The following is a 26,468-nucleotide window of genomic DNA, read 5'->3' as shown; positions in this document are numbered from 1 at the left end:
GCCGGAGCGAAGCCGGGAGAGTTCAGTAGATCCCGGGAAGGACCCGGGCCGTGCGTTCGCAATAGGCGCGATAGGCCGCTCCGAAGGTCTCCTCCATCATCCGCTCTTCCGGCCCGATGCGCGAGAAGAACAGGATGCCGAAACCGACGAGGCCGGCGAGGCCGGCGACGAGGTTCGGTATCAGCAGCGTCTGGGCGAGCGCCATCATCCAGAAGGCCGAATACATCGGATGGCGCAGCCGCCGGTAGATGCCGGTGGTGACGAGCTCGTGACGCTCGCGGATGTCGAGCGAGACCGACCACATCTTTCCCAGCGCCTTGTGGGTCAGCCGGAAGAGGGCGAGCGCGCCGATCATGACGAGAAGGCCGAGGCCGATCTGCAGCCAGGAGGGGGAATAGTCCGCGCCCCGCGGAAAGCCGGTCGCGACGTAGAGGCCCGGCAGGATACCGAGACCGCTCAGCGAGATCAGCATCCGGATCGTCTCGGGCACGCCGCGCCGGGTTCGTGCCACGCGGTTCCGCCGGGCGCGCCGCTCGAACGGATAGCGGATGACATACCAGCCGACGACGGTCAGCACCCACAGGATCTTGCCGGCAAGGATGGGGGTCATTGCGCACGAACCGGCGCGGCGGCCGAAGGCGAAGACGCGATCTTCTGGGGCTGCGACAGCGGCAGGGGCATGGTGGAGCGCACTTCGGCTCCGTCTGCCGCCGTCACCGCGGATTCGCCGGGCGTGGGGATGTCGACGCTTCTGGTCGCGGCGAAGTCGGCGACCGAGCGCGGCCCGAGCAGCAGCATGTGAAAGGAATAGGCGCAGCGGCGCTCGACCGGAAGCACGAACTGCCGGTGCACCCGGAAGAAGTCGCGCTTGATCCGGCGATAGGTTTCGGGCTTCAGCATCTGCTTGAAATGGATGCGCACGACATCGGGCGTGCGGCCGTCCCTCAGGCCGAGCGAGGTGGCCGGGTTCGACTTGTAGAAGTTGATCGGGTCGGAGAGGCTCTGGCAGTCGGTCCAGGGGATTCGATGATCGACCACGAGCGCCGCGACGGCCCGGCGCTGCGGGGCCGCTGCCGGGTGGAGAGCCGTCTTCATCAGGCTCGAGCCGACGGTGAGGATGCGGACGCGGCCTGCGCGGGCGGCGTTGCCGGAAAGGGCCGAGCGGAGCGCGGCCACGGCCATGGACGCGCCGAGGCTGTGTGCGGCGACGACGATCTCCTGCGCGGGGCGGCTCGCCATCAGCGCCGCCATGACCGCACCCTGCCGCTCCATCCGCTCGATGATGGCGGGGTTGCGGCCACGGCAAAGGTCAAGCGCCATGGCCCAATCGTCCATCGCCGTCAGGAGATGCAGTCGCCGGTCCGCCAGGACGAGGGCGGCCAGCGCCAGGGCGAAGCCGATGACGATGCCGAGAAGCACCCCGGCCGTCCCGCCGAGCGCCGCGGCGACGGCAAAACCGCAGAGCGAGCCGAGGGCGATCGCCCCCGCGACGATCGCCAGGGGGAACAGGTAGAAGAGGCCGTAGCGCCAGCTGACCCGGAAATAGCGGAACACCGTGCCCGTCACCAGAAAGTCGGCGAGCGCGAGGAGCCCGGAGGCAAAGCGCCGGATGGCGGGCCGGGCGCGGTAGGCCAGGATGAGATCGCCCCAGTCGCAGAAGACGATCTCGGCGCGCGTCTGCGACCCTTCGGATTCGAGCTTCGAGAGAAGGGTCGGAAAGAGATCGCCGTCGCCCTCCGTCGCTGCGGGTCCTGGCGCGATCCATATCGGCCGGTCCCATAGCGCGGCGGCGCTCTCCGCCCCACGCAGGAAACGGCGGATATGCGCGTCCGCCCGCATCGGCTCGAAGCCGGCGAAGAGGAAGACGAGCCTCTCCTCGATCATGCATCCTCCCGATCGGCCAAGCCGTCATGTGCGGATCGGTCTGCCGGCTGCCTCCGGAGGGGCGGTTCTACCGGCGATAATCCCGGACCGGTAGAACGAACAGCGCCAGATGAGAAGCAGATACTGCCGGAACGAGGGCGCAAGCTTGGAACTGTTGCAGAAAGATGCCCGACCTGTTGCGCCGAGACAATGCCGCTCCCGAAGGAAGGGCGAAGGACCGGGCGCCGGCCGAACCAGCGCTAGGCCGCGCCGGCTCGGTCGGCGTCCCACTCGGGACGCTGCGCGGTAAAGGATCAGGCGGCGTCGCGCGCCGTGCCGATCGCCTTCATCGCCTCGGCCGCGATCGCGAAGGAGCGCTTGCGGGCGGCGTGATCGTGGATCTGGCCGGTGAGGATGATTTCGTCCGGGGAATAGCGGCGAACGAGGTCGGCGAGCGCCCGCTCGACCGTCTGCGGCGAGCCGGTCGCCGAGACCGACAGGGCCTGATCGACCATGGCCCGCGCCGCGGGATCGGTTCGCTTGACGAAGTCGTCGATCGGGCGCGGCAGCTTGCCCGGGTTGCCGGTGCGCAGATTGACGAAGGCCTGCTGCATCGAACTCTTAAGATAGACCGCCTCCTCGTCGGTTTCGGCGGCGAAGACGTTGGCGGCAAGGATGAAATAGGGCTCACGCCAGCGCTCCGACGGCCGATAGGTCTCGCGGTAGATCTCGAGCGCCTGATCGAGCGCGCCGGGAGCGAAATGCGATGCGAAGGCGTAGGGCAGGCCCAGATGGGCCGCGAGCTGGGCGCCGAAGAGGCTGGAACCGAGGATGAAGAGCGGCACACGCGTTCCCTCGCCGGGGATCGCCCTGAGGCGCTGGCCGTCACCGGCCGGCTCGAAATAGGCCATCAGCTCGACCACGTCCTGCGGGAAGCTGTCGGAGGCCTCGAGGTTGCGCCGCAGCGCGCGCGCGGTCCCCATGTCCGTGCCGGGCGCCCGGCCGAGGCCGAGATCGATTCGGTCGGGATAGAGCGTCGCCAGCGTGCCGAACTGTTCGGCGATCACCAGCGGGGCGTGGTTGGGCAGCATCACGCCGCCCGCGCCGATCCGGATCCTCTCGGTCTGGCTGGCGACGAAGCCGAGCGCGACGGATGTCGCGGCGCTGGCGATGCCGGGCATGTTGTGATGCTCGGCCATCCAGAAGCGGTGATAGCCGAGCGCCTCGCAATGGCGGGCAAGATCGGCCGAGTTGAGAAGCGCGGTGCGCGCGTCGGTGCCTTCGGGGACCGGCGAGAGATCGAGAACGGAATAGGGAAGCATCGGCACCTCTTGCATGAACGCCGGTAAGAGATGGGGTCGCCGAACCGGCTTCGCAGCCGGCTGACCGCAGTGTCTTCGCCAGGCTGAACGATGACGCTGGGGCATCGACCCGCCACGAAGGCCTTCTCGGACGAAGCGCTCACTGTCGCTTTACACGGTGATTTCGCGTGTAACGAAGCATTGCCCAACCGGGCGAAACATTTCGACATGGTTCCGCGGCCCGGTGAGGAAGCCGCCGTTAACCCTCGGCTTCCTAGCGTCGGCCTGCCGGGCAAAACCATCCTCGAATACACCGGCGGATCTCTCCCTTCCTTTTAGTTCTTGAGGCCAGGCCATGCATCTCACCGTTTCCTCCAGCTATTCGAGCGCCACGAGCCTCGTCACCAGTAGCAGCGACAGTTCCGGTTCCTCCTCGGACGGTATCGCGGCGCTGCAGCAGAAACTTTCCGCCGCCGAAGCCGCGCTCGCCGAGGCCGAGCAGACGCAGGATGCCGAGGAGGCGGCGACACAGCAGGCGCTGGTGGACCAGTACACCACAGAGATCGCCGCGGCCGAGAAGGCCGAGGCGAGTTCCGCCGCGTCCGGTCCCGCCGCCGCGGCCCTGGCGAGGGATTCGACCGCCGCTACCGGCAGTGCGTCCGTCACCGTTCGCGCCGACCTGATGCTGCTTCAGGGTGCGAGTGCCGGCGGTGCGTCCGACGCAGCCGGTGCGGGCGGGGCCGACGACACCCGCTCCGCCAGTGCCGACGGCGAACCGCGCAGCAATGCCATCCTCGAAGCCTATCGCGAGAACGGATCGTCGGCCGCCGGGTAATGCGGGTCGGTCTCCGGTGCCGGAGCGGCGGCGCGACGACCCGCCTTGCGCCTTGCGCCCTCGACCTCGGGCTCGGCTTGCGCGGGTGCCGGCCGGGAACCATGACCGGTGCGAGCGGTTGTGCCCTCTCTGGAAAGTGAGGGAAGCCGATGGCAAATGCCGACGAAACGCCGGGGTGGGTCGATCCCGTCATGCGAGCCGGATATTCGGCGCGGGGAGCGGTACATCTCCTCGTCGGGATCTTCGCCTTCGCGGCCGCGTGGTATGGCTCGGGGAATGGGGAGGGCACCAAGGGTGCGCTGAAATCGCTGCTCGGAGGCTGGCTGGGCGTGACCATGCTGGCGCTGATCGCCCTCGGGCTCGCGGCCTATGCGGCTTGGCGGGCCATCGACGGATGGATGGATCTCGAGGATCACGGCCACGGCTTCAAGGGCATCGTCGCGCGCGGCGCCCTGTTCGTCACCGCCCTGATCAATCTCGGCCTCGGCATCTATGCCGCTTCGCTCATCTTCACCGCCGGCTTTTCGCTGTCGGGCAGCTCCAGCGGCGGATCTGGCGGGTCGAGCGGACCAAAGGGCTTCACCGCCTGGGTGATGTCCTATCCCTTCGGCCAATGGATCGTCGTGGCCGCGGGTGTCGCCATCCTCGGCGCCGGCGGCTATTTTTTCGTCAAGGCCTATACCGGCAAGTACAAGTCGCATCTGCGCAGCACCAAGACCAGCGAACGCCTCGACCCGCTGGCCAAGCTCGGTCTCGTCGCCGAGGGGATCGTCATCGCGATCATCGGCTGCTTCTTCATCTATGCCGGCTGGACGCATGACGCGAGCCAGGCCGGCGGGATCGGAGCCGCGCTCCAGACCGTGCGCGAACAGGCCTATGGACGCATCCTTCTCGGCGCGGTCGGCATCGGGCTCGTGTTCTACTGCGTCTACTGCCTGATCGAGGCCGTCTACCGGGTGATCCCGCGGCTTGCCGGGGACGATACCATCACCATCGCCGACCGCCTGCAGAACCAGGCCCAGAACGAGGTTCGCCAGGCGGTGAACTGAGACGCGAGCGTCTCCGCCGCATCGTCATGGCGGAAGAGGGGAGCGGCGCGCCCGAGCGGCGCCGCCCCCCGATGCGCTGGAAGCGCCCCCGTCAGCGCTTGGTGTAGATTCCCATGAACGAGACGTTCATGCCGCCGCAATTGTCGCTTTCGTCGATGACGAGATAGGGTCCGCGCAGCCGCCCGGAGATCGTGCAGGTGCCGTCGGTGGCGGTCAGCTTGCCGCCCTTCAGCTTTGCCGGCGCTTTGAGCTCGCCGGAATTGTCGCCGTACTGGGCCGCGCCGGACACCTCGAGGCCGCCGCCGCTCTTCCTGAAGGTCAGCGTGTTGTCGTCCATCGCCCAGGTGCCGGAAATCTCGGCCGCCTTGGGCTTGGCGGGCTGGATGACGTCCTCGGTCATGTAGCCGGCCTTCAGCGCGCGGCCCTTGGCGCCGTAATAGACGCAGAAGGCGCCGCGGAAGGGCTCGCTGGCGAGCACGGTGTCGCCGGGGACGAGATAGGCCTTCAGCTCCTTCGGGCAGTCTTCGCCATCCTTGCAGGAGATGTCGACGAAATGGGCGCGTTTGACGCCGGGCCTGACCGTCATCAGGGCGCCGTCGGCGAAGGCCTGATCGTAGGTCACGCAACCATCGGCGGGAAAGGGAGGCGCGGCCTCGACCGTCGCCGCAAAGAGCATCATCACCGCCGCCGTCATGCCGGCGATGCCTGTCGAAACGCGCATCCGAAACTCTCCAAGAAAGCGTCGCGGACGCGGACCGGGCGCCACGACGACGGTCGCGACGCCCGCCCGAAGCTCCGATGGAGCTTTTCCCGGCCGACCGTTGCGACATGCCACCCCGCAAAGCGAGTATTCCGCGTCGCGGTCTCGCTGACAATCGGATTTCGTGTTTGTCCGCGAGTATTTAGGCCTGTTCAGGCTGCTCGCTGCGGGACCTTCCGCCAAGGACAGAATTGCTGATGCGCCTCGCCGGCTTCCGCCGGAAAAAAACGGCATCAGCTGGTTCCCGGCGCCTGCTTGCCGGCGGCCGGTTCGGGCGACGGCGCGGCCGCGTTCTGTCCCGCTTCGACGGCGGCGCGTGCCGCTGCGATGTCGCCGTCCTCCGGCTTCGGCACGCTCTGCTCCAGCTGCGGCGCGAAGCAGAGCGTTGCCAGAACCGGTTGGTGGTCCGAGCCGAAAGGCGGCAGGATGCGGAAATCCATCAACGCGAAGTGGCGGCTGAACAGCATCTCGTCGAGCGGCCAGCGCAGGAGCGTCGCGTTCGCCTTCCAGGTCGGGTACCAGGATCGGCCGAGGCGCGGATCGAGAAGGCCGCCGATGCGCGCAGCCCGCCGCACGATCGGCGACCAGGGCGTGGCGTTCATGTCGCCGACGAGGATCGCCGGCGCCTGGTCGTCGGCGATGGCGAGCGCGGCGGCGGAGATGACCGCGTCCCGTTCGGCCGAGGACTGGCCGAAGGTCGGCGGCCGCGGGTGGATGCCGTAGAAGCGGATGTCGTCGCCGGAGGGCAGCGTCACGCCGGAGAAGATCGCCGGATCGCGGGAATCGGCGAGAAAGCGGATTTCGGGCAAGATCAGGGGAAATCTCGACAGCAGCGTGATGCCGTAATAGTTCTGCGTCACGTAATGCTTGGAGTAGGGATAGCGGTCGTGCAGCTGCCGAAACTGCGCGTCCCACCACGCATCGACCTCCTCGAACAGCAGCACGTCCGGATCGGCGGCCTCGATCTCCTTGAACAGCCGGTCGTCATGCTCGTTGGTCATCTGGAGATTGGCTTCGAGGACGCGGATGCGGTGCTCGTCCGGACAGGCCCCTACGGACGCGGCCGCCACCGGGGCGACGGCCGCATAGGGCACGACCGTCCAGCTCTGCACGGCGAGCGCTGCCGCCGCGACGGCGCTCGTCAGGACGCCGTACCAGCGAAGCCGGCCGGGCAGGGCGATCGAGATCAGAAGCAGCGCGGCGAGGGCGCAGAGGAACTGCACCCGCGGAAAGGACAGGAAGCGCACCCACCATACGTTGGTGTGGAGGAAGGGCAGGAGGCTGGCGATGGCGAGGATGGCCACGAGGAGTGCCACGATCGCCCGTATCCATCCCCAGGGTTTGCCGATCCGTCCCCTTCGTTCCGCCATCTGCGCCTCGTTTCCGATGCCGGCGACGATCACGCCGGCCTGATGGCGCAATGCATCGGGCGCCCCCGAGTTCGCGGGAAATTCGTTGCGCCGGAAACGTTTCCGCCACCGCGCCTCAGTGGCGGCGGTGGCGGATCGCTTCGGTCTCGCGGTCGGTCAGGACGGGCGGCGCGCGCCCTTCGGCTCAGCGCCCGTCGCGCTTGGCGAGGGTGCGCAGCCGGAGCGCGTTCAGCTTGATGAAGCCGGCGGCATCCTTCTGGTCATAGGCGCCGTGATCGTCCTCGAAGGTGACGAGGGCGTCGGAATAGAGCGACTTCGGGGAGGAGCGGCCCTCGACGATGACATTGCCCTTGTAGAGCTTCAGCCGCACCTCGCCCTCGACATGCTCCTGGCTCTTGTCGATCGCGGCCTGCAGCATCTCGCGCTCGGGCGAGAACCAGAAGCCGTTGTAGATCAGCTCGGCATATTGCGGCATGAGCTGATCCTTCAGATGCATGGCGCCGCGATCGAGGGTGATCGATTCGATCGCCCGGTGGGCGGCGAGAAGGATCGTGCCGCCCGGCGTCTCGTAGATGCCGCGCGACTTCATGCCGACGAAGCGGTTCTCGACGAGGTCGAGCCGGCCGATGCCGTTGTCGCGTCCGAGATCGTTGAGGGCGGCGAGCAGCTCGTGCGGCTTCATCGCCTTGCCGTCGATCGAGACCGGATCGCCGTTCTTGAAGCCGATGGTGATGACCGTCGGCTTGTCCGGCGCCTCTTCGGGGCTGAGCGTGCGCATGAAGACGTAGGGCGGCGGCGTCTCGGCCGGATCCTCCAGCACCTTGCCCTCGGAGGAGGAGTGCAGGAGGTTGGCGTCGACCGAGAAGGGCGCCTCGCCGCGCTTGTCCTTGGTGACGAGGATCTGGTTCTTCTCGGCGAAGTCGAGAAGCTCGGTGCGCGACTTGAACGCCCAGTCCCGCCAGGGGGCGATGACCTTGATGTCCGGGTTCAGCGCATAGGCCGACAGCTCGAAGCGGACCTGGTCGTTGCCCTTGCCGGTCGCGCCGTGGGCGATGGCGTCGGCGCCGGTCTCGCGGGCAATGTCCACGAGATGCTTTGAGATCAGCGGCCGGGCGATCGAGGTGCCGAGAAGATAGGTGCCTTCATAGACGGCATTCGCCCGAAACATCGGGAAGACGAAATCGCGGCAGAACTCCTCGCGCACGTCGACGATGCGGATGTCCTTGACGCCGGCCCGCTCGGCCTTTTCGCGCGCGGGCTGAAGCTCCTCGCCCTGGCCGAGATCGGCGGTGAAGGTCACGACCTCCGCGCCGAATTCGGTCTGCAGCCATTTCAGGATGATGGAGGTGTCGAGCCCGCCCGAATAGGCGAGGACGACCTTCTTGACGTCGCGCTTCATGAACCGGTCTTTCCTGTCTGTGTTTGACCCGGGCTCTACACCAGGAAAAGCGGTCGAGGGAAGCGCCCGGTGCCGGCGTGCTGTGATGACGCCGAGATCTGCCCGGACATCCCGCCCGCATCGGCTGGCGCGGCATCCGTGCTCCTCATCATTATCCTGCACCCCAGGCGATCTTCGCGAGAGCGGCACGCCGACCGCCTCCCGAGATCAATCGGATCGAGAATGGATCGATGCTGATGAAGAGAAAACTGTTGCCTTACACTGAAAATCGCACCTAGAGTAGCGTGACAGAAAAGGCAGATAAACTTCGACGAGATCGGGTGAGGGTGAGCAATGGCTATTATCAAGTCGCCGTTTGGCGGGGTAGACCAAGATCTTTCGATCGTGATCGACTCCTCGGGAAGCATGGGCGAGGAGATCAATACCGTGGTGGACAGCGCTGTCGAGATCGTCAACACATTGTTGTCGGGAACCGGCTCGCGTGTCTCTGTTATCACCTATACCTTCGACCAGGATATCGTCCAAAGCTTCACGGGGGACGGCACGATCGCGATCTCGTCGCTGCAGGGGCTCGGCTATACGGGCGGCAGCACGGAAAACGTCATGGACGCGCTGATCGCCGGCTTCAGCGGCGATGCCGGACCCTGGCGTGACAGCGCGCAGGCACACCGCGTCATCCTCTTCGGCGACGAGCCCGGCGACGATCTCACGCGCTTCAACGAGATGGTTCAGCTCTCCGAGAATGCCGTCGCACTGAACGGGACCGTCGATGTCGACGTCTTCCCCGTGCTGCTCGGCGGGACGTCGGGCAGCTTCGACGCGGAAACCCGTGTCTCCTTCCAGAAGATCGCCGACGGAACCGGCGGAGCGTTGATCGAGGCGGGCGACCTCGACGAGATCGTCGACAGCATTCTGTCGATCATCCTCACCGGCACGCAGACGACTGTCGGGACGGCGTCCAGCGACCAGGTGATCGGCAGCAAGGGCTTCGACACGATCTTTGCCGGGGCGGGCGACGACACCATCACCGGCGACGACGGCAGCGACCAGATCTTCGGCGGGGCCGGCAATGATCAGGCCTTCGGCGGCAGCGGCAACGATTCCATGTATGGCGGCGACGGCGACGATCTGATCGTTTCCGGGACCGGCTCCGACCAGATTTTCGGCGGCGTGGGCGGCGACGCCATCGGCGGCGGCGACGGCGACGACATGCTGGGCGGCGGCGAGGGGGGCGATGCCGCCTATGGCGCGGCCGGAGCCGACACGATCTATGGCGGCGGCGACGGCGGGGCCGACATCGCCTATGGCGGAAGCGAGGTGGATCTCGTCTTTTCCGGCGGTGGCGCCGATACGGTCGCGGGCGGAAGCGGCGACGACGAGATCGGGGCCGGTGCCGGCAACGACCAGATCGCTTCCGGCAAGGACGACGACCTTTGCTATGGCGGCTCGGGCGACGACACGATCTTCGCGGGCGAGGGCAGCGATACGCTCTATGGCGGGACGGGCAACGACCAGATCTTCGTCGGCGCGTCGGATTACGGGCGCGACATCGTCGTCGCCGATGCCAACAACGGCAACGACACGGTCTACGGCTTCGACGATTATTACGACCGGATCGACCTCACGGACACCGGCCTGACGACCTATTCCCAGATCGAGGCGCGGCTGACCGATACGGCGGGCGGCAACACGCTCCTGACGCTCGACGGCGGCTCGATCCTGATCGTCGGCGTCGAGACGTCGGACCTGTCCTCCTACAATTTCACCTACTGACGCCAAGAGCGTTCGGGCTCAGCGTCCCGGGCGCGCCTTGCGGCGGAAGCTGCTTCGCCGGGGTGTGGACCGGCGGGCAGCGGGGTGACCGGTCGAAGACCAACGAACGACCGCAAGCCGCCGCGGGCGCTTGATCAGCCCGCCTTGGAGCGGGCCTCAGCTGCTCACCGGAACGGATCTGGTCGAATCCGGTCTCCATGCGCGTGTAACCCTGAAGGGTACCGGTAAGGCTTTACGTGGCGCCGCGCTCACTCTGTCAAAATCCGTGCGGCGGGCTGCCCTTGGCGCTCCCGGCGTTGTAAGGGTGCGGGCCTGCCACCCGCCGCGACGGAGCGCTCCTCATGACGTTTCTCCCCGATCTCTCGACGCTTATCGCCTTCTCGATCGCCTGCTTCGTCCTGACGATCACGCCAGGGCCGGACATGACGCTGTTTCTCGGCCGCACGCTCGCCGAGGGCCGGGCCGCCGGCATCGCCGCCTTTGCCGGCGCATCGACGGGATCGCTGGTCCATACGACGCTTGCGGCGGTCGGGCTTTCGGCGCTGATCGCGGCCTCGCCGGAGGCCTTCCTGGTGCTGAAGGTGGTGGGCGCGGCCTATCTGATCTTCCTGGCGGTCCAGGCGATCCGCTCCGGCTCGACCTTCAAGATGGATGGCAGGAACGCCCGCAAGGCGCGGTCGCTCAAGGCGAGCTGGGCGACCGGGCTCGGCATCAATCTCACCAATCCGAAGATCATCCTGTTCTTCGTGACCTTCCTGCCGCAATTCGTCCATGCCGGCGACCCGGGCGCGGCGGGCAAGCTGTTCTTCCTCGGCGTCTACTTCGTGATCTTCGCGACGCCGTTCTGCGTGGCGATGATCCTCGCCGCCGACAGGCTCGCCGACGCCTTGAGGCGCCGGCCGAAGATCACCCGCATCATCGACTATCTGTTCGCTGGCGTGTTCTCGGCCTTTGCGATCAAGATCCTGACGACGCAGGGCCGTTAGGTCCCGGCGCCATATGAAATCCGTTTGATCGCTTCGCGATAACGGACTTCACAGACGCTCAAACGCCGCGCGGGCTGTGATACGGTCTCCTGCTGGATCAGCCGGAGACCGTATCAGGCCTCCTGCCAGGCGGCGAAGGCCTCGATCACCGCGGGAAAGTCGAGGAGGCGGCTGATCACCGTCTCGGCGCCGGCTTCCGTGAGGGCGTCGGCATGGCCGGGATAGGTGTGGCGGCCGCCGGTGAAGCCGACGACGCGGCAGCCGGCCGCGGCTGCCGCCGCCACCCCGTGAACGGAATCCTCGATGACCACGGCGCGCTTCGGCTCGACGCCGAGCTCCTTGCAGGCGTGGAGGAAGACATCGGGGGCGGGTTTGCCCTTCTTGGTGCCGACCTCCGGCGCGCTGTAGATGTACGGCGTGAAGACGTGCCACAGGCCGACATGGTCGAGCTCCAGCTCCAGCCGGTGCATGGACGAGTTCGAGCAGATGCAGCGCGGCAGCATCAGCCGGTCGAGTACCTCGTGGGCGCCGGGGATTTCCTCGACGTCCTCGCCGAGCCTTCGGTCGATCTCGGCATCGACCTTGTCGGCGAAGCCGGCAGGCAGGCGCACGCCGGTCTCCTCGACCAGGCGTTCCAGGATCACATGCCAGGTGAGGCCCGCGAAGCGCGCGGCAAAATCCCCCGGCTCGACGTCGATGCCCTCTTCCTTCAGGAGGCCTGCCTCGACCTCGGCGGCAATGATCTCCGAATCGACGAGGACGCCGTCGCAATCGAAGATCACGAGCAGAGGCTCATGCGGCATGGCTTGGTCTCCAGTTCATGGCGGTGACGCGGCAAGGCGTGGCGATCCGCGCGCCGCCGGTTCGCGGCTGCGGTAGCACGCGGGCCGTCCGACCTCAAATTTCGGATTTCACCGATTGTTTACGTCGTTCGGTAACCATGACGGTGGTTTTGGTTCCAGCGTACCGGTGTCGTGAAATGGCTTCTGTCTCTCCCGCAATCCTCGATTCGTCTCGAACCGCTGTGCAGCCGCGTAAGCACCTCTGGCTCGACAAGATCCTCAAGGGCCATTGCGTCTCGCAGATGGAGGCGCTGCCGGAGAAGTCGGTCGACGCGATCTTCGCCGATCCGCCCTACAATCTTCAGCTGGCGGGCGATCTCACCCGGCCGGACCAGTCGCGCGTCGACGCGGTCGACGATGCCTGGGACCAGTTCGAGAGCTTTGCCGCCTACGACGCCTTCACGCGGGCCTGGCTCCTCGCCGCGCGGCGGGTCCTGAAGCCGAACGGCACGATCTGGGTGATCGGCTCCTACCACAACATCTTCCGCGTCGGCGCGGCGATGCAGGATCTCGGCTTCTGGATCCTCAACGACGTCGTCTGGCGCAAGACCAATCCGATGCCGAACTTTCGCGGCCGCAGGTTCCAGAACGCCCACGAGACGATGATCTGGGCCTCGCGCGACGCCAATGCCAAGGGCTACACCTTCAACTACGAGGCGATGAAGGCGGCAAACGAGGACGTCCAGATGCGATCCGACTGGCTGTTTCCGATCTGCTCGGGCGGCGAGCGGCTGAAGGACGAGGCCGGCCGGAAGGCGCACCCGACGCAGAAGCCGGAGGCGCTGCTGGCCCGGGTGCTTCTCTCCTCCACCAAGCCCGGCGACGTCGTGCTCGATCCCTTCTTCGGCACGGGGACGACGGGGGCCGTCGCCAAGCGGCTGGGCCGCCACTTCGTCGGCATCGAGCGCGAGGACGATTATATCGCCCATGCCCAGGCCCGCATCGACGCGGTCGAGCCGTTCGGCACTGAGGCGCTCGCCCATTTCGCCGGCAAGCGCGCCGAACCCCGCATTCCCTTCGCGAGCCTGGTCGAAGCGGGGCTGGTCGCGCCGGGAACCGAGTTGACCGACGTCAAGCAGCGCTGGACCGCCATGGTGCGGGCGGACGGGACGATCGCATCGGGCGGCGAGGCCGCCTCGATCCACCGGATCGGCGCCAAGGTGCAGGGCCTGCCGGCCTGCAACGGCTGGACCTTCTGGCATGTCCAGTCGGGACGCGGACTGACGCCGATCGACACGCTGCGGTCCGAGATCCGGCAGCGCATGCGCGTCGTCGGGGCGTAGGCCGCCCGCCGGGATCAGGCGCGTTCCATCGCGCCGTCTTCCAGCGGCACGCCCAGCGAACGAAGGTCCGCGCGCAGCGTCTCGGGCGAGGTGAAATGGACCGCCTGCCAGCCCGCGGTCCGCGCGCCCTCCACATTGGGAAGCGAATCGTCGATGAACACGGTCTCGGCCGGCCGGAGACCGAATGCCCGGGCATGGTGGTCGAAGATCGCCCGGTCCGGCTTGATCAGGGCGATCTCGCCGGAGACGGTGACCCCGCGGCTCTCGGTCAGGAACGGGAACTTCACCTGCGCCTCGCGGAACGTGTCGGCGGCGAAGTTCGTCAGCATGGTCACGTCGACGCCGGCGCCGATCAGTTCGCGCAGGATCTCGACGCTGCCGTCATAGGCGTGCGGCACCATCTTCGCCCAATTGGCGCGAAAGGCCCGGATCTGGTCCGCCCGGTCGGGGTGGCGGGAGATCGCCTCGGCCTCCGCTTCCTGCCAGTCCCGGCCGCGATCCTGTTCGAGGTTCCAGGCATGCGAGCACACTTCGGCCAGGAAGAAGGTCCGCTCGTCCGGATCGGGGATGATGTCGTGGAAGGCGAGATGCGGATCGTAATGGATCAGGACCTTGCCGATATCGAAGACGATGTGGGCGACGGGCATGAGGACGTGTCCTTCAGCGTTCAGGAGAGACTGTCGGCGGAATCTGCCAAGGCGCTCTTCAGCACCTTGCGCATCAGGGTGGGCAGCGCCTCGCCGGCCTGATCGGCCGAACGGGACCACCACCCGTCGATCGGGGGATCGGCGTCGACATCGGCGCGCCAGACCTCGAGGTCGAGCTTGAAGTGGGTGAAGCCGTGGGCGACGGGCCCACAGAGCCGCCACGCGGCAGCGAACGGTGCCGCACCGGCGCCGGTCGCGCCGTCGGCCCGGGCGTTCCAGGCGCTGGACGGCGGCTCGCTCATGCCGGAGAGCATGCCCTTCTCGGTCCGCCGCCTCAGCCACACGGCGCCGTCGCGCCGGCGCACCGCGACGAAGGCGGCGCCCTTGCGGGTGGGCACGGCGGCCTTCGGAGGCTTCACCGGAAACTGCTCCTGCGTCCCGGCGGCAGCCGCGCGGCAGTGCGCGCGCACCGGGCAGAGGACGCAGGCCGGCCGCGTCGGCGTGCAGACCGTCGCGCCGAGATCCATCATCGCCTGCGCGAAGTCGCCGGGCCGCAGATGCGGCGTCAGCCGCTCGACCTCCGTGCGGATCGCCTTCTTGGCCGAGGGTAGCGGAGTGGCGAGCGCGAGGAGCCGTGTGACGACCCGCTCCACATTGCCGTCCACGACGGCCGCCGGTTCGTCGAAGGCGATCGCGGCGATCGCGGCGGAGGTGTAGTCGCCGATCCCCGGCAGCGTCTTCAGCTCGGCCGCGGTCTGCGGAAATTCGCCGCCGAAGCGCTCGCTCACGGTCCGAGCGCAGGCATGGAGATTGCGGGCCCTCGCATAATAGCCAAGACCCGCCCATTCCCCCATGACCGCCGCTTCCGGCGCGGCCGCGAGGTGGCCGACCTCAGGCCAGCGATTGACGAAGCGCTCGAAGTAGGATTTCACCGCCGCGACCGTGGTCTGCTGGAGCATGATCTCCGACAGCCAGACGCGGTAGGCGTTCGGCCGGACGCCGGCCGCGCGCTCGGCGGGCGGCACTCGCCAGGGCAGGGCGCGCGCGTGACGATCGTACCACTGAAGCAGCTCTCGGCTGAACGGACTCTGATTGATGGACATTAGTGAGGCAGAGATCGTCGACGGTGGCGAGGGATCCGGCGTCGCGCCGTCCGAATCGTCTCCCGGCCGGCTCGCCGCTCTCCTCTATCCCTCGCAGGATGCGATTGCGAGACGCAATCGCATCGCCTGGGTGCTGCTCTTCGCCATGGTCCCGCTCGCCGGCTCCGTCCTGTCGGTGAGCGTCGCGCTCCTGGCAATCTGGGCACTTCTGTCGGTCATGCTCGGACGCTTCCGCTTCCGGCTCGAGGCCCCCGACCGGCCGGTCGCGTTCTCCGGCCTCTTCCTGGTCGCCGTTCTCGCCGTGACCGACTTCCTGCACCAGCCGCCGCTCGGAGCGGCGCTCAACGCGCTGGGCCTCCTCTTCTTCGTCGCTCCCGCCGTGCTCGTCAGCCGCATGCGCGCAGGCGAGGGCGGACCCGTCCTGCCGGCGGTCTATCGCGGCGCGGCGATCGGCGGATGTGTGCTTCTGCCGATCGTCCTGACACAGTATTTCGTCTTCGACATGCAGCGGGTCTCCGGCTTCGAGGGCAATCCGGGGCCGCTGTCCGTCGTGGCGCTCCTGACCTGCGGATTGGCGCTGCTCGATCTTTCCTCGAAGCATCCAGCCGGCCGCAACGCGCTGGCGCTGATGGGCGCGCTCGGCGCGATCGTCGCGCTGTTCCTCACCGGCATGCGCGGCTCCCTTCCGGCGCTTCCGCTGGTCATCCTGATCGCGGTGGCCGCGCGTCGGCGCATGCTCTTCGGCGTCTGGCGACGGGGCAGCGGACGGCGGCGTTCGCTGATCGCCGCCTCCTGCGCTCTGGCCGTCGCCGCGGTCGGCCTTGTGGTCGTCCCGCCGCTTCTCCTCCGCCTCGCCGAGACCGAGGCCAATCTCGACCTCCTCTCGACCCATCCCAACGCCGTCACCTCGATCGCGCTCAGGGTCGACCTATACGCCGCCGCCTGGCAGGCCTTCCTGGAGCGGCCCGTCTTCGGCTGGGGCGCGAGCGGGTTGTGGCAGGCGGTCCAGCCGCATCTCGATCCGACGCTCTACAACGGTTTTTCCTTCAATCACCTCCACAACATCTTCCTGACGGTGGGTGTCGAGGCCGGTCTCCTGGGGATCGCGGCGCTGATCCTGACGATCGCCGCGCCGCTCTGGACGGCCTGGCGGTGGCGCAGCCTTCCCGCAGGCCATGACCGGCTGGCCTTCGCTGCGATCCTGATCTCTGCCTATCTCATCCCCGGCCTTACCAACATCATGTTCTTCCACGACATTCTCGACAGCGTCTGGGCGCTGTCGGTGGCGACGCTGTGCGCCTCGGTTCCCGTGGCGGACGAGGCAAGTGCAGGATCTGCTGCGCGAGATCGGCAATGGTGACGGGATGAGCGAGACGGAACGGGAAGCGGGTCCGAAGCGGCGGCGCGGCGTCCGGCCGCTCGCCGATGTCGTCTCCGAACTGATGGACCCGATCCTCAGGCGCAAGGCCGGCATGACGACCGGCCTCGTCGCCGCCTGGGCCGATATCGCCGGGCCGAGGCTCTCGGATGCGACGCGTCCGGAAAAGCTGGTCTGGCCGCCGCAGCGCGGCGAGGCGGTCGATCACTTCGAGCCGGCGACGCTGGTGCTGGCCTGCGAGGCGGCGGCGGCCCTGCGCGTCCAGCATCAGTCGAGCGAACTCATCGCGCGGGTCAACGCCTTCTTCGGCTATCCCGCCGTCGCGCGGATCAAGCTTGTTCAAAAGCCCGTCACCACGCACCGGCCGGACAAGCGCCCGCCGCTGCGCGAGCTGACCGCGGACGACCATCGGCGGGTCGAGGCCATGGTGGCGCGGATCGAGGATCCCGGGCTGCGGGCGGCACTCACGGCCTTCGCCGAGGCCTCGCTGCAGCGCAGCCGGAACTGAGCGGCGCGCGGTTTCCGACAGATTGGTAAGGTTTGCGGCAGTTGGAAAAGCGGACGATCTCGCCTAAACCCCTGGGGAACCACCCTCGACCTTTCGAAGGACCGATCGCCATGCCGCATTCCGTTCGCCGAACCCTCAGCCGCAATCTCGCGCTCTTCCTTGCCGGCGCCGGCGCGCTCGCCCTCGCCGCCTGCAATGACGCGGCGAAGGAGACCTCTGCCGACGCCGTCGTCCAGCCGGGCGGTCCGGTGCAGATGGCGCAGGCGGAGACCTCCTCCGGCGATGCGGCCAAGCCGGCGGCTCCGGCCTCCGAGGCGACCGCGCCAGCCGTCTCGGCGGCCAATGCCCCCGAGCCCTCTGGCTCCGTCGACGTCGACAAGCTGATGGCCGAGGAGGCGCTGCCGGACGTCGTCGTCGGCCAGAAGGACGCGCCGGTGACGATCGTCGAATACGCCTCGATGACCTGTCCCCATTGCGCGCACTTCCACTCCACCGCCTATCCGGTGATCAAGAAGAACTACATCGACACCGGCAAGGCCAAGCTGATCCTGCGCGAGTTCCCCTTCGATCCGAGGGCGCTTGCGGCCTTCATGCTGGCGCGCTGCGCCGGCGACGACGCCCGCCGCACGGCCATGGTCGACGTCCTCTTCGACCAGCAGGACGAGTGGTCCCATTCGCAGAACGCCTCGGCGGCGCTTCTGAAGATCGCCCGGCTGGCCGGCATGAGCGAGGAGGGCTTCAAGGCCTGCCTCAACGACAAGGATCTGCAGCAGAAGATCGTCGAGGTGCAGCAGCGCGGCGAGAACACCTTCGGCGTCGATGCCACGCCGACCTTCTTCGTCAATGGCGACAAATACAGCGGCGCCCTCACGCCGGAAGAAATGTCGGCGGTGATCGAAGGCCATCTCTGATCAAGGAAGCGCCGGCGAGACTGTTCTCCGCAGTCTCGCCGCATGATCGATCCGGCGGCGCGGCCTTGTCGCCGCGCCGCCGTTTTGCATCGCAGCAATTGGCCTTGCCGCATTTTTGCTCTAGACCGGTATGGTCGCCGTGCGATCGGCGCGGCCACGACCAGGAGCGACCGTCGGCAGCCTTCCATGCCCAAGAGAATCTTCACCTTCAGCCGCGGCTCGGCCGAGCGGCCGGCGGATGCCGCCGAGGCTCTGGGTCTGAAGGGTGCCAATCTCGCGCTCCTCGCCTCCCTCGACCTGCCCGTTCCGCCCGGCTTCACCGTCGCGACCTCCGCCTGGCGTGAGGCCAAGAGCGAGAGCAATGCGCTCCCGCAGGCCCTGCGGGCCGATTTGCGGGCCGGAATCGAATGGCTCGAAAGTGTCACCGGGCGCCGCTTCGACGGCGATGTGCGGCCGCTGCTCCTCGCCGCGCGAACCAGTGCCAGGGTGCAGATGCCTGGGATCGCCGAGAGCGTCCTCGACATCGGCCTCAACGACCGGACGGTGGATGTCCTCGCCAGGGAGCTGAACGACGCCGCCTTTGCCTATCGCAGCTATCGCCGGTTCATCGAGAGCTATGCCTCGCTGGTCCTCGATGCCGACCCGGCCGAGTTCGAGGAGATCTCGGATGCGGAGGGCGAGCGAGCGGGCTGGACCGAGGAGCCGCAGACGGTCGCGGACTGGCGGGCGCTGATCGCCTGCTATCACGCCCATATCGACCGCGAACTCGGCGCGGTCGTCCCGCAGACGCCGCTGGAGCAGTTGACCAACGTGCTCGCGGCGAGCTTTGCCAGCTGGCGCCATCCGGTCGCCACCTCGCACCGGCTGCTGCACGGCGTTCCGGAAAACGCCGGCCTCGCCGTCACCGTCCATGCGATGATCTTCAACGAGCGGAACCAGAAATCCGGTCGCGGCCGCGCCGTGTCGCGCGACCTGACGACGGGCGAATCCCGGCTCTCCGGAGAGTTCACGCTGGGCGCGCGGGGCTCAGGGGAGATCGGCGATAGCGCGCCCGTCTTCGATCTTGCCGCGCTGGCGAGCGAGGATCCCGCCGGCTTTCCCGCCGATCTCAGCGAACTCACCCAGCATGTGCGCCGGCTCGAGGCGCATGTCTGCGACGCCGTCGAGGTGGATTTCATGATCGGCGACGGCGCGCTCTTCCTGATGCAGTCGCGCGTCGCTCGGCGCACCGCCGCCGAAGCGATCCGCGTCGCCGTGGAACTGACCAAGGAGGAGATCATCGAGGAGAACGAGGCGATCCTGCGGATCGACCCCGCCTCGCTCGACCTCCTCCTGCATCCCACGATCGAGCGTTCGGACGATTATGTCGTTCTCGGCCGGGGCATGCCGGCCTCGCCGGGCGCGGCGACCGGCGAGATCGCCTTCTCGACCGAGCGCGTGCAGGCCCGCGCCAAGGAGGATCGGACGGTCATCCTGGTGCGCAACGAGACGTATCCGGAAGACATCCACGGCATGCATCTGGCCGATGGCGTCCTGACCATTCGCGGCGGCACGACGAGCCACGCCGCCGTGGTCGCGCGCGGCATCGGCAAGCCCTGCGTCACCGGCGCCGGCTCGCTGCGGATCAACGCCGAGACGGGAACGCTCTTTGCCGGCGACCGGGTTTTGAAGGAGGGCGACGAGATCACCATCGACGGCTCGTCCGGCGAAGTGATCGTCGGAGCGGTGGCGCTCCTGCGCCCTTCACTCACCGGCGATTTCGCGACGCTGATGGAGTTCGCCGACCGCGCCCGGCGCATGGGCGTCAGGACCAATGCCGAAACGCCGATCGAGGCCCGCTCCGCCCGGGCCTTCGGCGCCGAGGGGATCGGCCTTTGCCGGACCGAGCACATGTTCTTCGAGGGCGACCGCATCCAGGCGATGCGCGAGATGATCCTCGCCTCCGACGCAGAGGGCCGGCGGGCGGCGCTCGACAAGCTGCTGCCGATCCAGCGCTCGGACTTCGTCGAGCTGTTCGAGATCATGGCGGGCCTGCCGGTGACGATCCGCCTGCTCGATCCGCCGCTGCACGAGTTCCTGCCGAAGAGCGACGGCGAGATCGCCGAGACGGCGGCGATGCTGTCGGTCGACGAGGCGGTTGTGCGCCAGCGCATTGCCGGTCTCGAGGAGTTCAACCCGATGCTCGGCCATCGCGGCTGCCGGCTGGCGATCTCCTATCCGGAGATCGTCGAGATGCAGGCCCGCGCGATCTTCGAGGCGGCCATCGAGGCGGGCGAGAAGACCGGCGACGCGGTGGTGCCGGAGATCATGGTGCCGCTGGTCAGCCTTCGCCGCGAACTCGACTTCGTCAAGGAGCGGGTCGACCGGGTGGCGGCGCTGGTGACCGCGGAGCGCGGCCGCGGCATCGACTACCATGTCGGCACGATGATCGAGCTGCCGCGGGCGATCGTCAGGGCCGACACCATCGCCGAGGTCGCCGACTTCTTTTCCTTCGGCACCAACGACCTGACCCAGACCGTCTACGGCATCTCGCGCGACGATGCTGCGAATTTTCTGTCGACCTATATCCGGCAGGGCATTCTGGAGCGGGATCCGTTCCAGACGGTGGATGTCGAGGGCGTCGGCGAACTCATCGCCATGGCCGTCGAAAAGGCGCGGCGCACCCGCCCGGACATCACCCTCGGGGTCTGCGGCGAACAGGGCGGCGATCCCGCCTCGATCGCCTTCTTCGAAGAGACCGGCCTCGACTACGTCTCCTGCTCGCCATTTCGCGTGCCGATCGCGCGGCTGGCGGCGGCGCAGTCGGCGATCCGCTTCAGCCGCGCGTCCGGGCGCGGGGGCCGGAACAGGCGCCAGGACGGCTGATCCGGTGGCGGATCGAAGTCAGCGAAGCCCTATCGTGTCCCGCGCCTCGCCTGAACGCATCGGGGTCCGGCGTCTCGAAGGATTATTCCGGACTGCGGACAAGCCGTCTTGCCGGAACGGTCACGCCACGTAGAGGAAGTGGATGGCGGCCGTCGTCGTCAGCCCGACCAGGATGTTCATCGGCGCGCCGATCTTCACGAAGTCGAGGAAGCGGTAGTTGCCGGCTGCGTAGACCAGCGTGTTGGTCTGGTAGCCGATCGGTGTCGCGAAGGAGGCCGAGGCCCCGAACATGACGGTCACGACGGCGGCGCGCGGATCGATGCCGAGCGCCGTGGCGAGACTGATCGCGACCGGCGTTATTACGACGGCAACCGCGTTGTTGGTGACGATCTCGGTCAGGACCGAGGAGATCGCGTAGAGGACGATCAGGACGACGAAGGGCGGCGCGTTCGCCAAAAGCGGCTGGACGAAGCCGACGATGAGCTCGATCGTCCCGGCCTTCTGCATGGCCATGCCGATCGCCAGCATGGCGAAGATCAGGATCAGGAGATCGCCGCGGATCGAGCGCCAGGCCTCGTCGGCGTCGATGACCCGGACGAGGAGCAGCGCCGCGATGGCGACGAAGGCGCAGTTCTGGATGCTGGCGAAACCCGAGGCCGAGACCGCGATGACGGCGATGAGCGCGCCGATCGCCAAGGGGGCCTTGCGACGGCGGAACGGCCGGGCGCTGGTGATGTCGATACCGACGAGGTCGTTCATGTCGGCGATCCGGGCGATCACTTCAGGCCGGCCTTCGAGGAGGAGCTGGTCGGCGGGCCTCAGCTTGGTGTCGTGAAGCGTCGGCCCCGGAACGTGGAGATGCCGGCGCACGCCGAGGACGGCGATGCCGGAGCCCGATATGCCGATGAGTTCGGAGACCTTGCGGCCGATGCCGCGGCGGTGCGGGGCGACGGTCGCCTCCACCACCACGCGCTCCTCGTCGTCCTTGGCCGCGTTGGAGACGCGGGCGACGCGGAAGCTTTCGCCGGCATGCAGCGTCAGGAGCTCCTCCGGGCTCGCGAAGAGGACGATCCGGTCGGCCCGCTGGATCTCGATATCGCCGATCTCGCGCCGAAAGGTCTCGGTGCCGCGCTGGATCGCCATCGGCTTGATGCCGCGCGAGGAAAGCGCGGTGACGTCCTTCAGCGGCTTGCCGATGGCGCTCGAGCCCTCCCGGACGACGATCTCGCTGAAATAGAACTGGTTGCCGCCGCTGCCGAGCGATTCCTTGGCGCCGGAGCGATCGGGGAGCAGGTAACGGCCGACGACGGCGAGGTAGAGGATGCCGGTTGTCGCGGTGACGAGCCCGACCGGCGTGATCTCGAAGATCGAGAAGGCTTCGAGCCCCTGGCCCCTGGCGACGCCATCGACGAGGAGGTTGGTCGACGTGCCGATCAGCGAACAGGTGCCGCCGAGGATGGTGACGAAGGACAGGGGGATCAGGAGCCGGGTCTCGGCGACCTTCAGCGTCTTCGCGATCTCCATGACGATCGGGATCATCACGATGACCACCGGCGTGTTGTTCATGAAGGCGGAGGCGGCGAGCATGCCGGCGGTGAGGGCCGCGAGCGTGGCGATCGGCCGGGTCTCGGCCCGCGACACCAGCCAGTCCGCGGCGGCATCCAGCGTGCCGGTGCGCACCAGGGCGCCGGACAGGACGAACATCGCCGCGATGGTGATCGGCGCCGGATTGGAGAAGACCGAGGAGAACTCCTCGCCGCTGAGGAAGCCGAGGACCAGGAACGCGACGGCGCCGCCGACGGCGACCACCTCGGGCGGGTAGCGCTCGAGCGCGAAGCCGATGAAGACGAGAAAGACGATCGCAAGGCCGAGATAAGCGGAGTAGTCCGTGATGAAGTCGGCCATGGCTGTCCGTATGTTGTTGACCGGACAGCGAAACTGCGCGTGGCCGCGAAGTTTGCAAGGGGTGGAAAATAAAATGACTGCGGCGCGGGTCGCCCCGCGCCGCAAGCCGCAACCCCCAGGAGTTGAGGATGCCTAGAAGAACTCTTCGCCGCCGAAGCCGGTGAACATGCGTTCGAGGTCGAGGAAGCAGATCATGCCGTTCTCGACCGCGATGATCCCGTCGAGAAAGCTGCGCGAATAGCTGCCGTTCATCTCGGGCGCCGGCTGGATGGTCTTGCCGTCGATGGTGAGGATGTCGGCCACGCGGTCGACGAGCAGGCCGACCACGCTGCCGTGCACCTCGGCCACCACCACCGCGCTGCGCGGCGTCGGGCGGGAGGGCGCCATGCCGAGCTTGGCGGCCATGTTGACGATCGGGATGATCGTGCCGCGCAGGTTCATCATGCCCATCATTTCGGGCGAGGACTGCGGCAGCGGCGTCGACTGGGTCCAGCCGCGGATCTCGCGCACGGCGGTCGTGCGCACGCAGAACTCCTGGTCGCCGATCTCGAAGGCGATGATTTCGATCGCCGATCCGGACGTGTCCGCCGGATTATGTGCTAGTGCTGCCTGTGCGAGCATCAATATTCCCTTTCGGTCGTCCCGTCTGACGGCGATATGCCTCTGGGTGAGCCTTACCCTGCAAACACCCTCCTGAAGCTTGCGGGCGTCGCCCGCACGACCAGGAAGCGCCCGCCGATCCCGCCCGCTGCGGCGGTGCGGGTTCTGCCCGGATCAGCCATGCAGGGTAGTCTCCGGCGATTAAGAAACCGTCGACGGAGTGCCGCGGAATCCGTGGCTTATGGCGGAATCGTCGGTCCGTATCGAGAAAGCGCAACCGCTTGTCACTTCTCCGTCGCATTGTGGCCCGGCGCCATGCATAAAGGCGATGCGGCCGGTGTGCGCCCGGCGCGGTTCAGGCATCACCTCCATGCGACATGCGACGGCCTTCCTTCCCGCTTCCCGGCCCCAGGCAAGCCCGCCCGACCCGGATCTCCGCATCCGGCCGGCCGCGCCCGCCGATCTCGACCGGCTGGTGGCGCTGGAAACGGCGGTCTTCGAGACTGACCGGATCTCCCGGCGCTCGTTCCGGAACCTGATCGGCTCCGCCAGCGCCGCGGTTCTGGTGGCGAACGGTCAGGATGATGGACCGGGCGGGCCGCTTCTTGGCTACGCCGCGCTGCTGGTTCGCCGCGGCACGGCGCTCGCGCGGCTCTATTCGCTCGCCGTCTCCGGGGATGCCGGCGGCCGCGGCGTCGGCCGCGCGCTCGTGAAGGCCGCCGAAGCCGAGGCCTTCGCGCGCGATCGGATCGCGATCCGGCTGGAGGTGCGCGAGGACAATGAGCGGGCGATCCGGCTCTACCGGTCCGAGGGCTTCCGGCCGATCGGGCGCTATCTCGACTATTATGCCGACCACATGCCGGCGCTTCGCTTCGAGAAGACGCTGCGCGGCGACACCCCGATCGAGACGGGCGTTCCCTATTACGAGCAGACCACCGACTTCACCTGCGGTGCCTGCTGCCTGATGATGGCCATGGCGCGCGACGTGCCCGGCTTCGTGCTCGACCCGGTCATGGAGATCCGGCTGTGGCGCGAGGCGACGACGATCTTCATGATGTCCGGCCCCGGCGGCTGCGATCCCTATGGCCTCGCCGTCACGGCGCACGAGTTCGGCCTGGACGCGGAGATCCATGTCTCCGAGTCCGGCGATCTCTTCCTGGAAGGGGTGCGCAGCGCCGAGAAGCAGAAAGTGATGGCGCTGGCGCAGGAGGATTTCCGGCGCCGCGCGTCGCAATACGAGATCCCCGTGGTGATCCGCCCGTTCACGATCGCGGACGTGCGCGAGGCGGTCGCCGCCGGAAAGACGGTAGTGGTGCTGATTTCCGGCTACCATATGTTCGCCAAGAAAGTGCCGCACTGGGTGCTCGCCCATGGCGACGATGGTCGGCACATCATCATCCACGATCCATGGGTGGCCGACGAGCGGGGGGAATCGATCGCCGACGCCGCCAGCCTGCCGGTTCCCTACGACACCTTCGACCGCATCGCCCGCTTCGGCAAGGTCGGGCTGCGGGCGGCCGTCTTCCTGTCCCAACGCAAGAACTGAAGCGCTCTCTATGTCACAATGGGTCGTGCTCGTCGGACGCTCCTCCGATCTCGACAATGGCGCAACGCCGCACAAGATCATGACGAGCCGCGACTATCTCGCGCGGCCGAACCTGTTCCGGGGGCAGCGGCCGAAGATCATCAACCTGTCGCGATCCTACGCCTATCAAAGCCGCGGCTATTACGCCTCGCTGCTCGCCGAGGCGCGCGGCCACCGCATCATCCCGTCGGTCGAAACTATGATCGACCTGTCGGAGAAGAAGCTCTACGAGAACGCGCTGCCTGAACTGGACTCAGTCCTGCGAAAGGCCTTGGAAAAGGGCGAGCGGCCGGTCTCGCCAATCCGCATCTATTTCGGCTATTCCGACGACAGCCGGCTGGAGCGCTTCGCCAAACTGGTGTTCGACTGGTTCCGCGCGCCCGCACTCGAGGTCCATCTCGACCTGCATGGCGAGGCGCCGGCGATCCGGCGCATCGCCTTTGCCTCGCTCGGCAAGCTCGGCGCGGCGGAGACGTTCCGCCTCCTGTCCGCCATGGAGCGCTACACCGTCCGCGAATGGCGGGCGGCGAAGAGCAAGACGCCGGCCAAATATTCCTTCGCGACGCTGTTCGACCCGAAGGAGGAGATGCCGCCGTCTTCGGTGGACACGCTGAAATACTGGGCGCGGGTGGCGGCTCGGCTCGGCGTCGACGTCGAGCCGATCACGCGGAAGGATCTGCCGCGGCTCGCCAATTTCGATGCGCTGTTCATCCGCGAGACGACCTCGATCTCCAACCACACCTATCGCTTCGCGCGCCGGGCGATGCAGGAGGGCATGCCGGTCATCGACGATCCGATCTCGATGATCCGCTGCACCAACAAAGTCTATCTCAACGAGCTGATGGCCGGAAACGGCGTGCCGACCCCACCCTCGGTGATGATCGCCGGCAAGGAGGATTTCCAGCGCGCCGCCGACGAACTCGGCTTTCCGATGGTCCTGAAGATCCCGGACGGTTCGTTCTCGCGGGGAGTCAAGAAGGTCGAGAGCTACCAGCAACTGACCGCGCTCGCCAATGCCTGGATGGAAGACACCGACCTTCTGATCGCGCAGAAGTTCATGCCGACCAATTTCGACTGGCGGATCGGCGTCCTCGGCGGCGAGCCACTCTTCGCGGTCCAGTATCTGATGGCCAAGAGCCACTGGCAGATCATCAATCACGAGACGGGCGGCCGGCCGATGGAGGGCGGCTTCAAGGGCTTCTCGCTCGGCGACGCCCCGCCCCAGGTGCTCGACGCCGGCCTCAGGGCCGCCCGCTGCATCGGCGACGGGCTCTACGGCGTCGACCTGAAGGAGACCGACGACGGCGTCTTCGTCATCGAAGTCAACGACAATCCCAATCTGGAACACGGGGTCGAGGATTCGATCGAGAAGGACGAGGTCTGGACCCGGCTGACCCGCTGGTTCATCGACCGGATCGAGCGCTGAAAGACGTCGCAGCGCGAGACCCTTTAAAGCAAGGATCCGCGCGGGTCTGGCTTCCTGTCGAAACGCTGTCGCCTCGCGC

22 protein-coding genes are annotated in these 26,468 nt (G+C 67.4%); 11 read left to right on the top strand and 11 right to left on the bottom strand.

The annotated features are described in order from the left end of the window. Positions 1 to 22: 22 nt before the first annotated feature. From LH400_RS08325 to LH400_RS08315, 3 genes are all read right to left on the bottom strand, one after another. Positions 23 to 610: a protein-S-isoprenylcysteine O-methyltransferase gene (locus tag LH400_RS08325; protein WP_229152208.1), complete on the bottom strand. Its 588-nt coding sequence runs from the start codon at positions 608 to 610 to the stop codon at positions 23 to 25. Continuing rightward, positions 607 to 1,884 (bottom strand): hypothetical protein, encoded by a 1,278-nt coding sequence (locus tag LH400_RS08320; protein WP_229152207.1) that lies wholly within the window; start codon positions 1,882 to 1,884, stop codon positions 607 to 609. The genes LH400_RS08325 and LH400_RS08320 overlap by 4 nt, the downstream gene beginning before the upstream one ends. A gap of 293 nt (positions 1,885 to 2,177) precedes the next feature. Then, positions 2,178 to 3,185 (bottom strand): LLM class flavin-dependent oxidoreductase, encoded by a 1,008-nt coding sequence (locus LH400_RS08315; RefSeq protein ID WP_229152206.1) that lies wholly within the window; start codon positions 3,183 to 3,185, stop codon positions 2,178 to 2,180. A gap of 334 nt (positions 3,186 to 3,519) precedes the next feature. On the opposite strand from LH400_RS08315, the gene LH400_RS08310 reads away from it, so the two are divergent. Together LH400_RS08310 and LH400_RS08305 are read left to right on the top strand one after the other, a co-directional pair. Next, positions 3,520 to 3,999: a hypothetical protein gene (locus LH400_RS08310; RefSeq protein ID WP_229152205.1), complete on the top strand. Its 480-nt coding sequence runs from the start codon at positions 3,520 to 3,522 to the stop codon at positions 3,997 to 3,999. Positions 4,000 to 4,148: 149 nt separating this feature from the next. Next, positions 4,149 to 5,048: a DUF1206 domain-containing protein gene (locus LH400_RS08305; protein ID WP_229152204.1), complete on the top strand. Its 900-nt coding sequence runs from the start codon at positions 4,149 to 4,151 to the stop codon at positions 5,046 to 5,048. 91 nt (positions 5,049 to 5,139) lie between these two features. Here LH400_RS08305 and LH400_RS08300 read toward each other — a convergent pair whose 3' ends face one another. The 3 genes from LH400_RS08300 to LH400_RS08290 form a co-directional block, all read right to left on the bottom strand. Next, a complete protein-coding gene (locus tag LH400_RS08300) occupies positions 5,140 to 5,769 on the bottom strand; it encodes a hypothetical protein (protein ID WP_229152203.1) in 630 nt (209 codons plus the stop codon). A gap of 272 nt (positions 5,770 to 6,041) precedes the next feature. Further along, positions 6,042 to 7,229 (bottom strand): endonuclease/exonuclease/phosphatase family protein, encoded by a 1,188-nt coding sequence (locus LH400_RS08295; protein WP_229152202.1) that lies wholly within the window; start codon positions 7,227 to 7,229, stop codon positions 6,042 to 6,044. 133 nt (positions 7,230 to 7,362) lie between these two features. Next, positions 7,363 to 8,577, bottom strand: a complete 1,215-nt coding sequence (locus LH400_RS08290) for an argininosuccinate synthase (RefSeq protein WP_229152201.1) — start codon at positions 8,575 to 8,577, stop codon at positions 7,363 to 7,365. Between the two features lie 333 nt (positions 8,578 to 8,910). On the opposite strand from LH400_RS08290, the gene LH400_RS08285 reads away from it, so the two are divergent. Both LH400_RS08285 and LH400_RS08280 read left to right on the top strand, forming a co-directional pair. After that, positions 8,911 to 10,350 (top strand): VWA domain-containing protein, encoded by a 1,440-nt coding sequence (locus tag LH400_RS08285; protein ID WP_229152200.1) that lies wholly within the window; start codon positions 8,911 to 8,913, stop codon positions 10,348 to 10,350. A gap of 341 nt (positions 10,351 to 10,691) precedes the next feature. Further along, positions 10,692 to 11,336, top strand: coding sequence for a LysE family translocator (locus LH400_RS08280; protein WP_229152199.1), 645 nt, complete (start codon positions 10,692 to 10,694; stop codon positions 11,334 to 11,336). Between the two features lie 113 nt (positions 11,337 to 11,449). Here LH400_RS08280 and LH400_RS08275 read toward each other — a convergent pair whose 3' ends face one another. Further along, on the bottom strand, positions 11,450 to 12,139 hold the full coding sequence (locus LH400_RS08275; RefSeq protein ID WP_229152198.1) for an HAD family hydrolase: 690 nt from the start codon (positions 12,137 to 12,139) through the stop codon (positions 11,450 to 11,452). A gap of 176 nt (positions 12,140 to 12,315) precedes the next feature. On the opposite strand from LH400_RS08275, the gene LH400_RS08270 reads away from it, so the two are divergent. Further along, on the top strand, positions 12,316 to 13,461 hold the full coding sequence (locus tag LH400_RS08270) for a site-specific DNA-methyltransferase (RefSeq protein ID WP_304502360.1): 1,146 nt from the start codon (positions 12,316 to 12,318) through the stop codon (positions 13,459 to 13,461). 14 nt (positions 13,462 to 13,475) lie between these two features. Here LH400_RS08270 and LH400_RS08265 read toward each other — a convergent pair whose 3' ends face one another. Then, positions 13,476 to 14,108 (bottom strand): HAD family hydrolase, encoded by a 633-nt coding sequence (locus tag LH400_RS08265; RefSeq protein ID WP_229152197.1) that lies wholly within the window; start codon positions 14,106 to 14,108, stop codon positions 13,476 to 13,478. A 20-nt stretch (positions 14,109 to 14,128) separates the two neighbouring features. Further along, positions 14,129 to 15,211 (bottom strand): A/G-specific adenine glycosylase, encoded by a 1,083-nt coding sequence (gene mutY / locus LH400_RS08260; protein ID WP_229152196.1) that lies wholly within the window; start codon positions 15,209 to 15,211, stop codon positions 14,129 to 14,131. Here mutY and LH400_RS08255 point away from each other — a divergent pair. From LH400_RS08255 to ppdK, 4 genes are all read left to right on the top strand, one after another. Then, on the top strand, positions 15,204 to 16,571 hold the full coding sequence (locus LH400_RS08255; protein ID WP_229152195.1) for an O-antigen ligase family protein: 1,368 nt from the start codon (positions 15,204 to 15,206) through the stop codon (positions 16,569 to 16,571). The two genes, mutY and LH400_RS08255, sit on opposite strands and share 8 nt — an antisense overlap. Further along, the gene (locus LH400_RS08250) at positions 16,537 to 17,097 is read left to right on the top strand and encodes a DUF721 domain-containing protein (RefSeq protein WP_370638354.1); all 561 of its coding nucleotides are present in this window, start codon (positions 16,537 to 16,539) and stop codon (positions 17,095 to 17,097) included. Before LH400_RS08255 ends, LH400_RS08250 begins: the two co-directional genes overlap by 35 nt. Before the next feature lie 110 nt (positions 17,098 to 17,207). Continuing rightward, a complete protein-coding gene (locus LH400_RS08245; RefSeq protein ID WP_229152194.1) occupies positions 17,208 to 18,008 on the top strand; it encodes a DsbA family protein in 801 nt (266 codons plus the stop codon). A 186-nt stretch (positions 18,009 to 18,194) separates the two neighbouring features. Continuing rightward, the gene (gene ppdK / locus LH400_RS08240; protein WP_229152193.1) at positions 18,195 to 20,873 is read left to right on the top strand and encodes a pyruvate, phosphate dikinase; all 2,679 of its coding nucleotides are present in this window, start codon (positions 18,195 to 18,197) and stop codon (positions 20,871 to 20,873) included. Between the two features lie 120 nt (positions 20,874 to 20,993). On the opposite strand, the gene LH400_RS08235 is transcribed toward ppdK, so the two are convergent. Both LH400_RS08235 and LH400_RS08230 read right to left on the bottom strand, forming a co-directional pair. Then, positions 20,994 to 22,778, bottom strand: coding sequence for an SLC13 family permease (locus tag LH400_RS08235; RefSeq protein ID WP_229152192.1), 1,785 nt, complete (start codon positions 22,776 to 22,778; stop codon positions 20,994 to 20,996). 132 nt (positions 22,779 to 22,910) lie between these two features. Further along, positions 22,911 to 23,399, bottom strand: a complete 489-nt coding sequence (locus tag LH400_RS08230; protein WP_229152191.1) for a chemotaxis protein CheW — start codon at positions 23,397 to 23,399, stop codon at positions 22,911 to 22,913. A gap of 349 nt (positions 23,400 to 23,748) precedes the next feature. Between LH400_RS08230 and LH400_RS08225 the strand changes: the two genes are divergently transcribed. Then, the gene (locus tag LH400_RS08225) at positions 23,749 to 24,924 is read left to right on the top strand and encodes a GNAT family N-acetyltransferase/peptidase C39 family protein (protein ID WP_229152190.1); all 1,176 of its coding nucleotides are present in this window, start codon (positions 23,749 to 23,751) and stop codon (positions 24,922 to 24,924) included. A gap of 10 nt (positions 24,925 to 24,934) precedes the next feature. Further along, on the top strand, positions 24,935 to 26,389 hold the full coding sequence (locus tag LH400_RS08220) for a RimK family ATP-grasp domain-containing protein (protein ID WP_229152189.1): 1,455 nt from the start codon (positions 24,935 to 24,937) through the stop codon (positions 26,387 to 26,389). Positions 26,390 to 26,468 lie beyond the last annotated feature (79 nt).

The sequence above is a fragment of the Jiella soli genome (assembly GCF_020615385.1).
In the GTDB taxonomy this organism is placed as follows: Bacteria; Pseudomonadota; Alphaproteobacteria; order Rhizobiales; family Rhizobiaceae; genus VKMB-3413.
This window is presented reverse-complemented; position numbering and strand designations above follow the sequence as displayed.

Bases quoted from the DNA above. Each gene is read 5' to 3' on its own strand.
- LH400_RS08325 (WP_229152208.1), bottom strand. From the start codon at position 610: ATGACCCCCATCCTTGCCGGCAAGATCCTGTGGGTGCTGACCGTCGTC.
- LH400_RS08320 (WP_229152207.1), bottom strand. From the start codon at position 1,884: ATGATCGAGGAGAGGCTCGTCTTCCTCTTCGCCGGCTTCGAGCCGATG.
- LH400_RS08315 (WP_229152206.1), bottom strand. From the start codon at position 3,185: ATGCTTCCCTATTCCGTTCTCGATCTCTCGCCGGTCCCCGAAGGCACC.
- LH400_RS08310 (WP_229152205.1), top strand. From the start codon at position 3,520: ATGCATCTCACCGTTTCCTCCAGCTATTCGAGCGCCACGAGCCTCGTC.
- LH400_RS08305 (WP_229152204.1), top strand. From the start codon at position 4,149: ATGGCAAATGCCGACGAAACGCCGGGGTGGGTCGATCCCGTCATGCGA.
- LH400_RS08300 (WP_229152203.1), bottom strand. From the start codon at position 5,769: ATGCGCGTTTCGACAGGCATCGCCGGCATGACGGCGGCGGTGATGATG.
- LH400_RS08290 (WP_229152201.1), bottom strand. From the start codon at position 8,577: ATGAAGCGCGACGTCAAGAAGGTCGTCCTCGCCTATTCGGGCGGGCTC.
- LH400_RS08285 (WP_229152200.1), top strand. From the start codon at position 8,911: ATGGCTATTATCAAGTCGCCGTTTGGCGGGGTAGACCAAGATCTTTCG.
- LH400_RS08280 (WP_229152199.1), top strand. From the start codon at position 10,692: ATGACGTTTCTCCCCGATCTCTCGACGCTTATCGCCTTCTCGATCGCC.
- LH400_RS08275 (WP_229152198.1), bottom strand. From the start codon at position 12,139: ATGCCGCATGAGCCTCTGCTCGTGATCTTCGATTGCGACGGCGTCCTC.
- LH400_RS08270 (WP_304502360.1), top strand. From the start codon at position 12,316: ATGGCTTCTGTCTCTCCCGCAATCCTCGATTCGTCTCGAACCGCTGTG.
- LH400_RS08265 (WP_229152197.1), bottom strand. From the start codon at position 14,108: ATGCCCGTCGCCCACATCGTCTTCGATATCGGCAAGGTCCTGATCCAT.
- LH400_RS08255 (WP_229152195.1), top strand. From the start codon at position 15,204: ATGGACATTAGTGAGGCAGAGATCGTCGACGGTGGCGAGGGATCCGGC.
- mutY (WP_229152196.1), bottom strand. From the start codon at position 15,211: ATGTCCATCAATCAGAGTCCGTTCAGCCGAGAGCTGCTTCAGTGGTAC.
- LH400_RS08245 (WP_229152194.1), top strand. From the start codon at position 17,208: ATGCCGCATTCCGTTCGCCGAACCCTCAGCCGCAATCTCGCGCTCTTC.
- ppdK (WP_229152193.1), top strand. From the start codon at position 18,195: ATGCCCAAGAGAATCTTCACCTTCAGCCGCGGCTCGGCCGAGCGGCCG.
- LH400_RS08235 (WP_229152192.1), bottom strand. From the start codon at position 22,778: ATGGCCGACTTCATCACGGACTACTCCGCTTATCTCGGCCTTGCGATC.
- LH400_RS08230 (WP_229152191.1), bottom strand. From the start codon at position 23,399: ATGCTCGCACAGGCAGCACTAGCACATAATCCGGCGGACACGTCCGGA.
- LH400_RS08225 (WP_229152190.1), top strand. From the start codon at position 23,749: ATGCGACATGCGACGGCCTTCCTTCCCGCTTCCCGGCCCCAGGCAAGC.
- LH400_RS08220 (WP_229152189.1), top strand. From the start codon at position 24,935: ATGTCACAATGGGTCGTGCTCGTCGGACGCTCCTCCGATCTCGACAAT.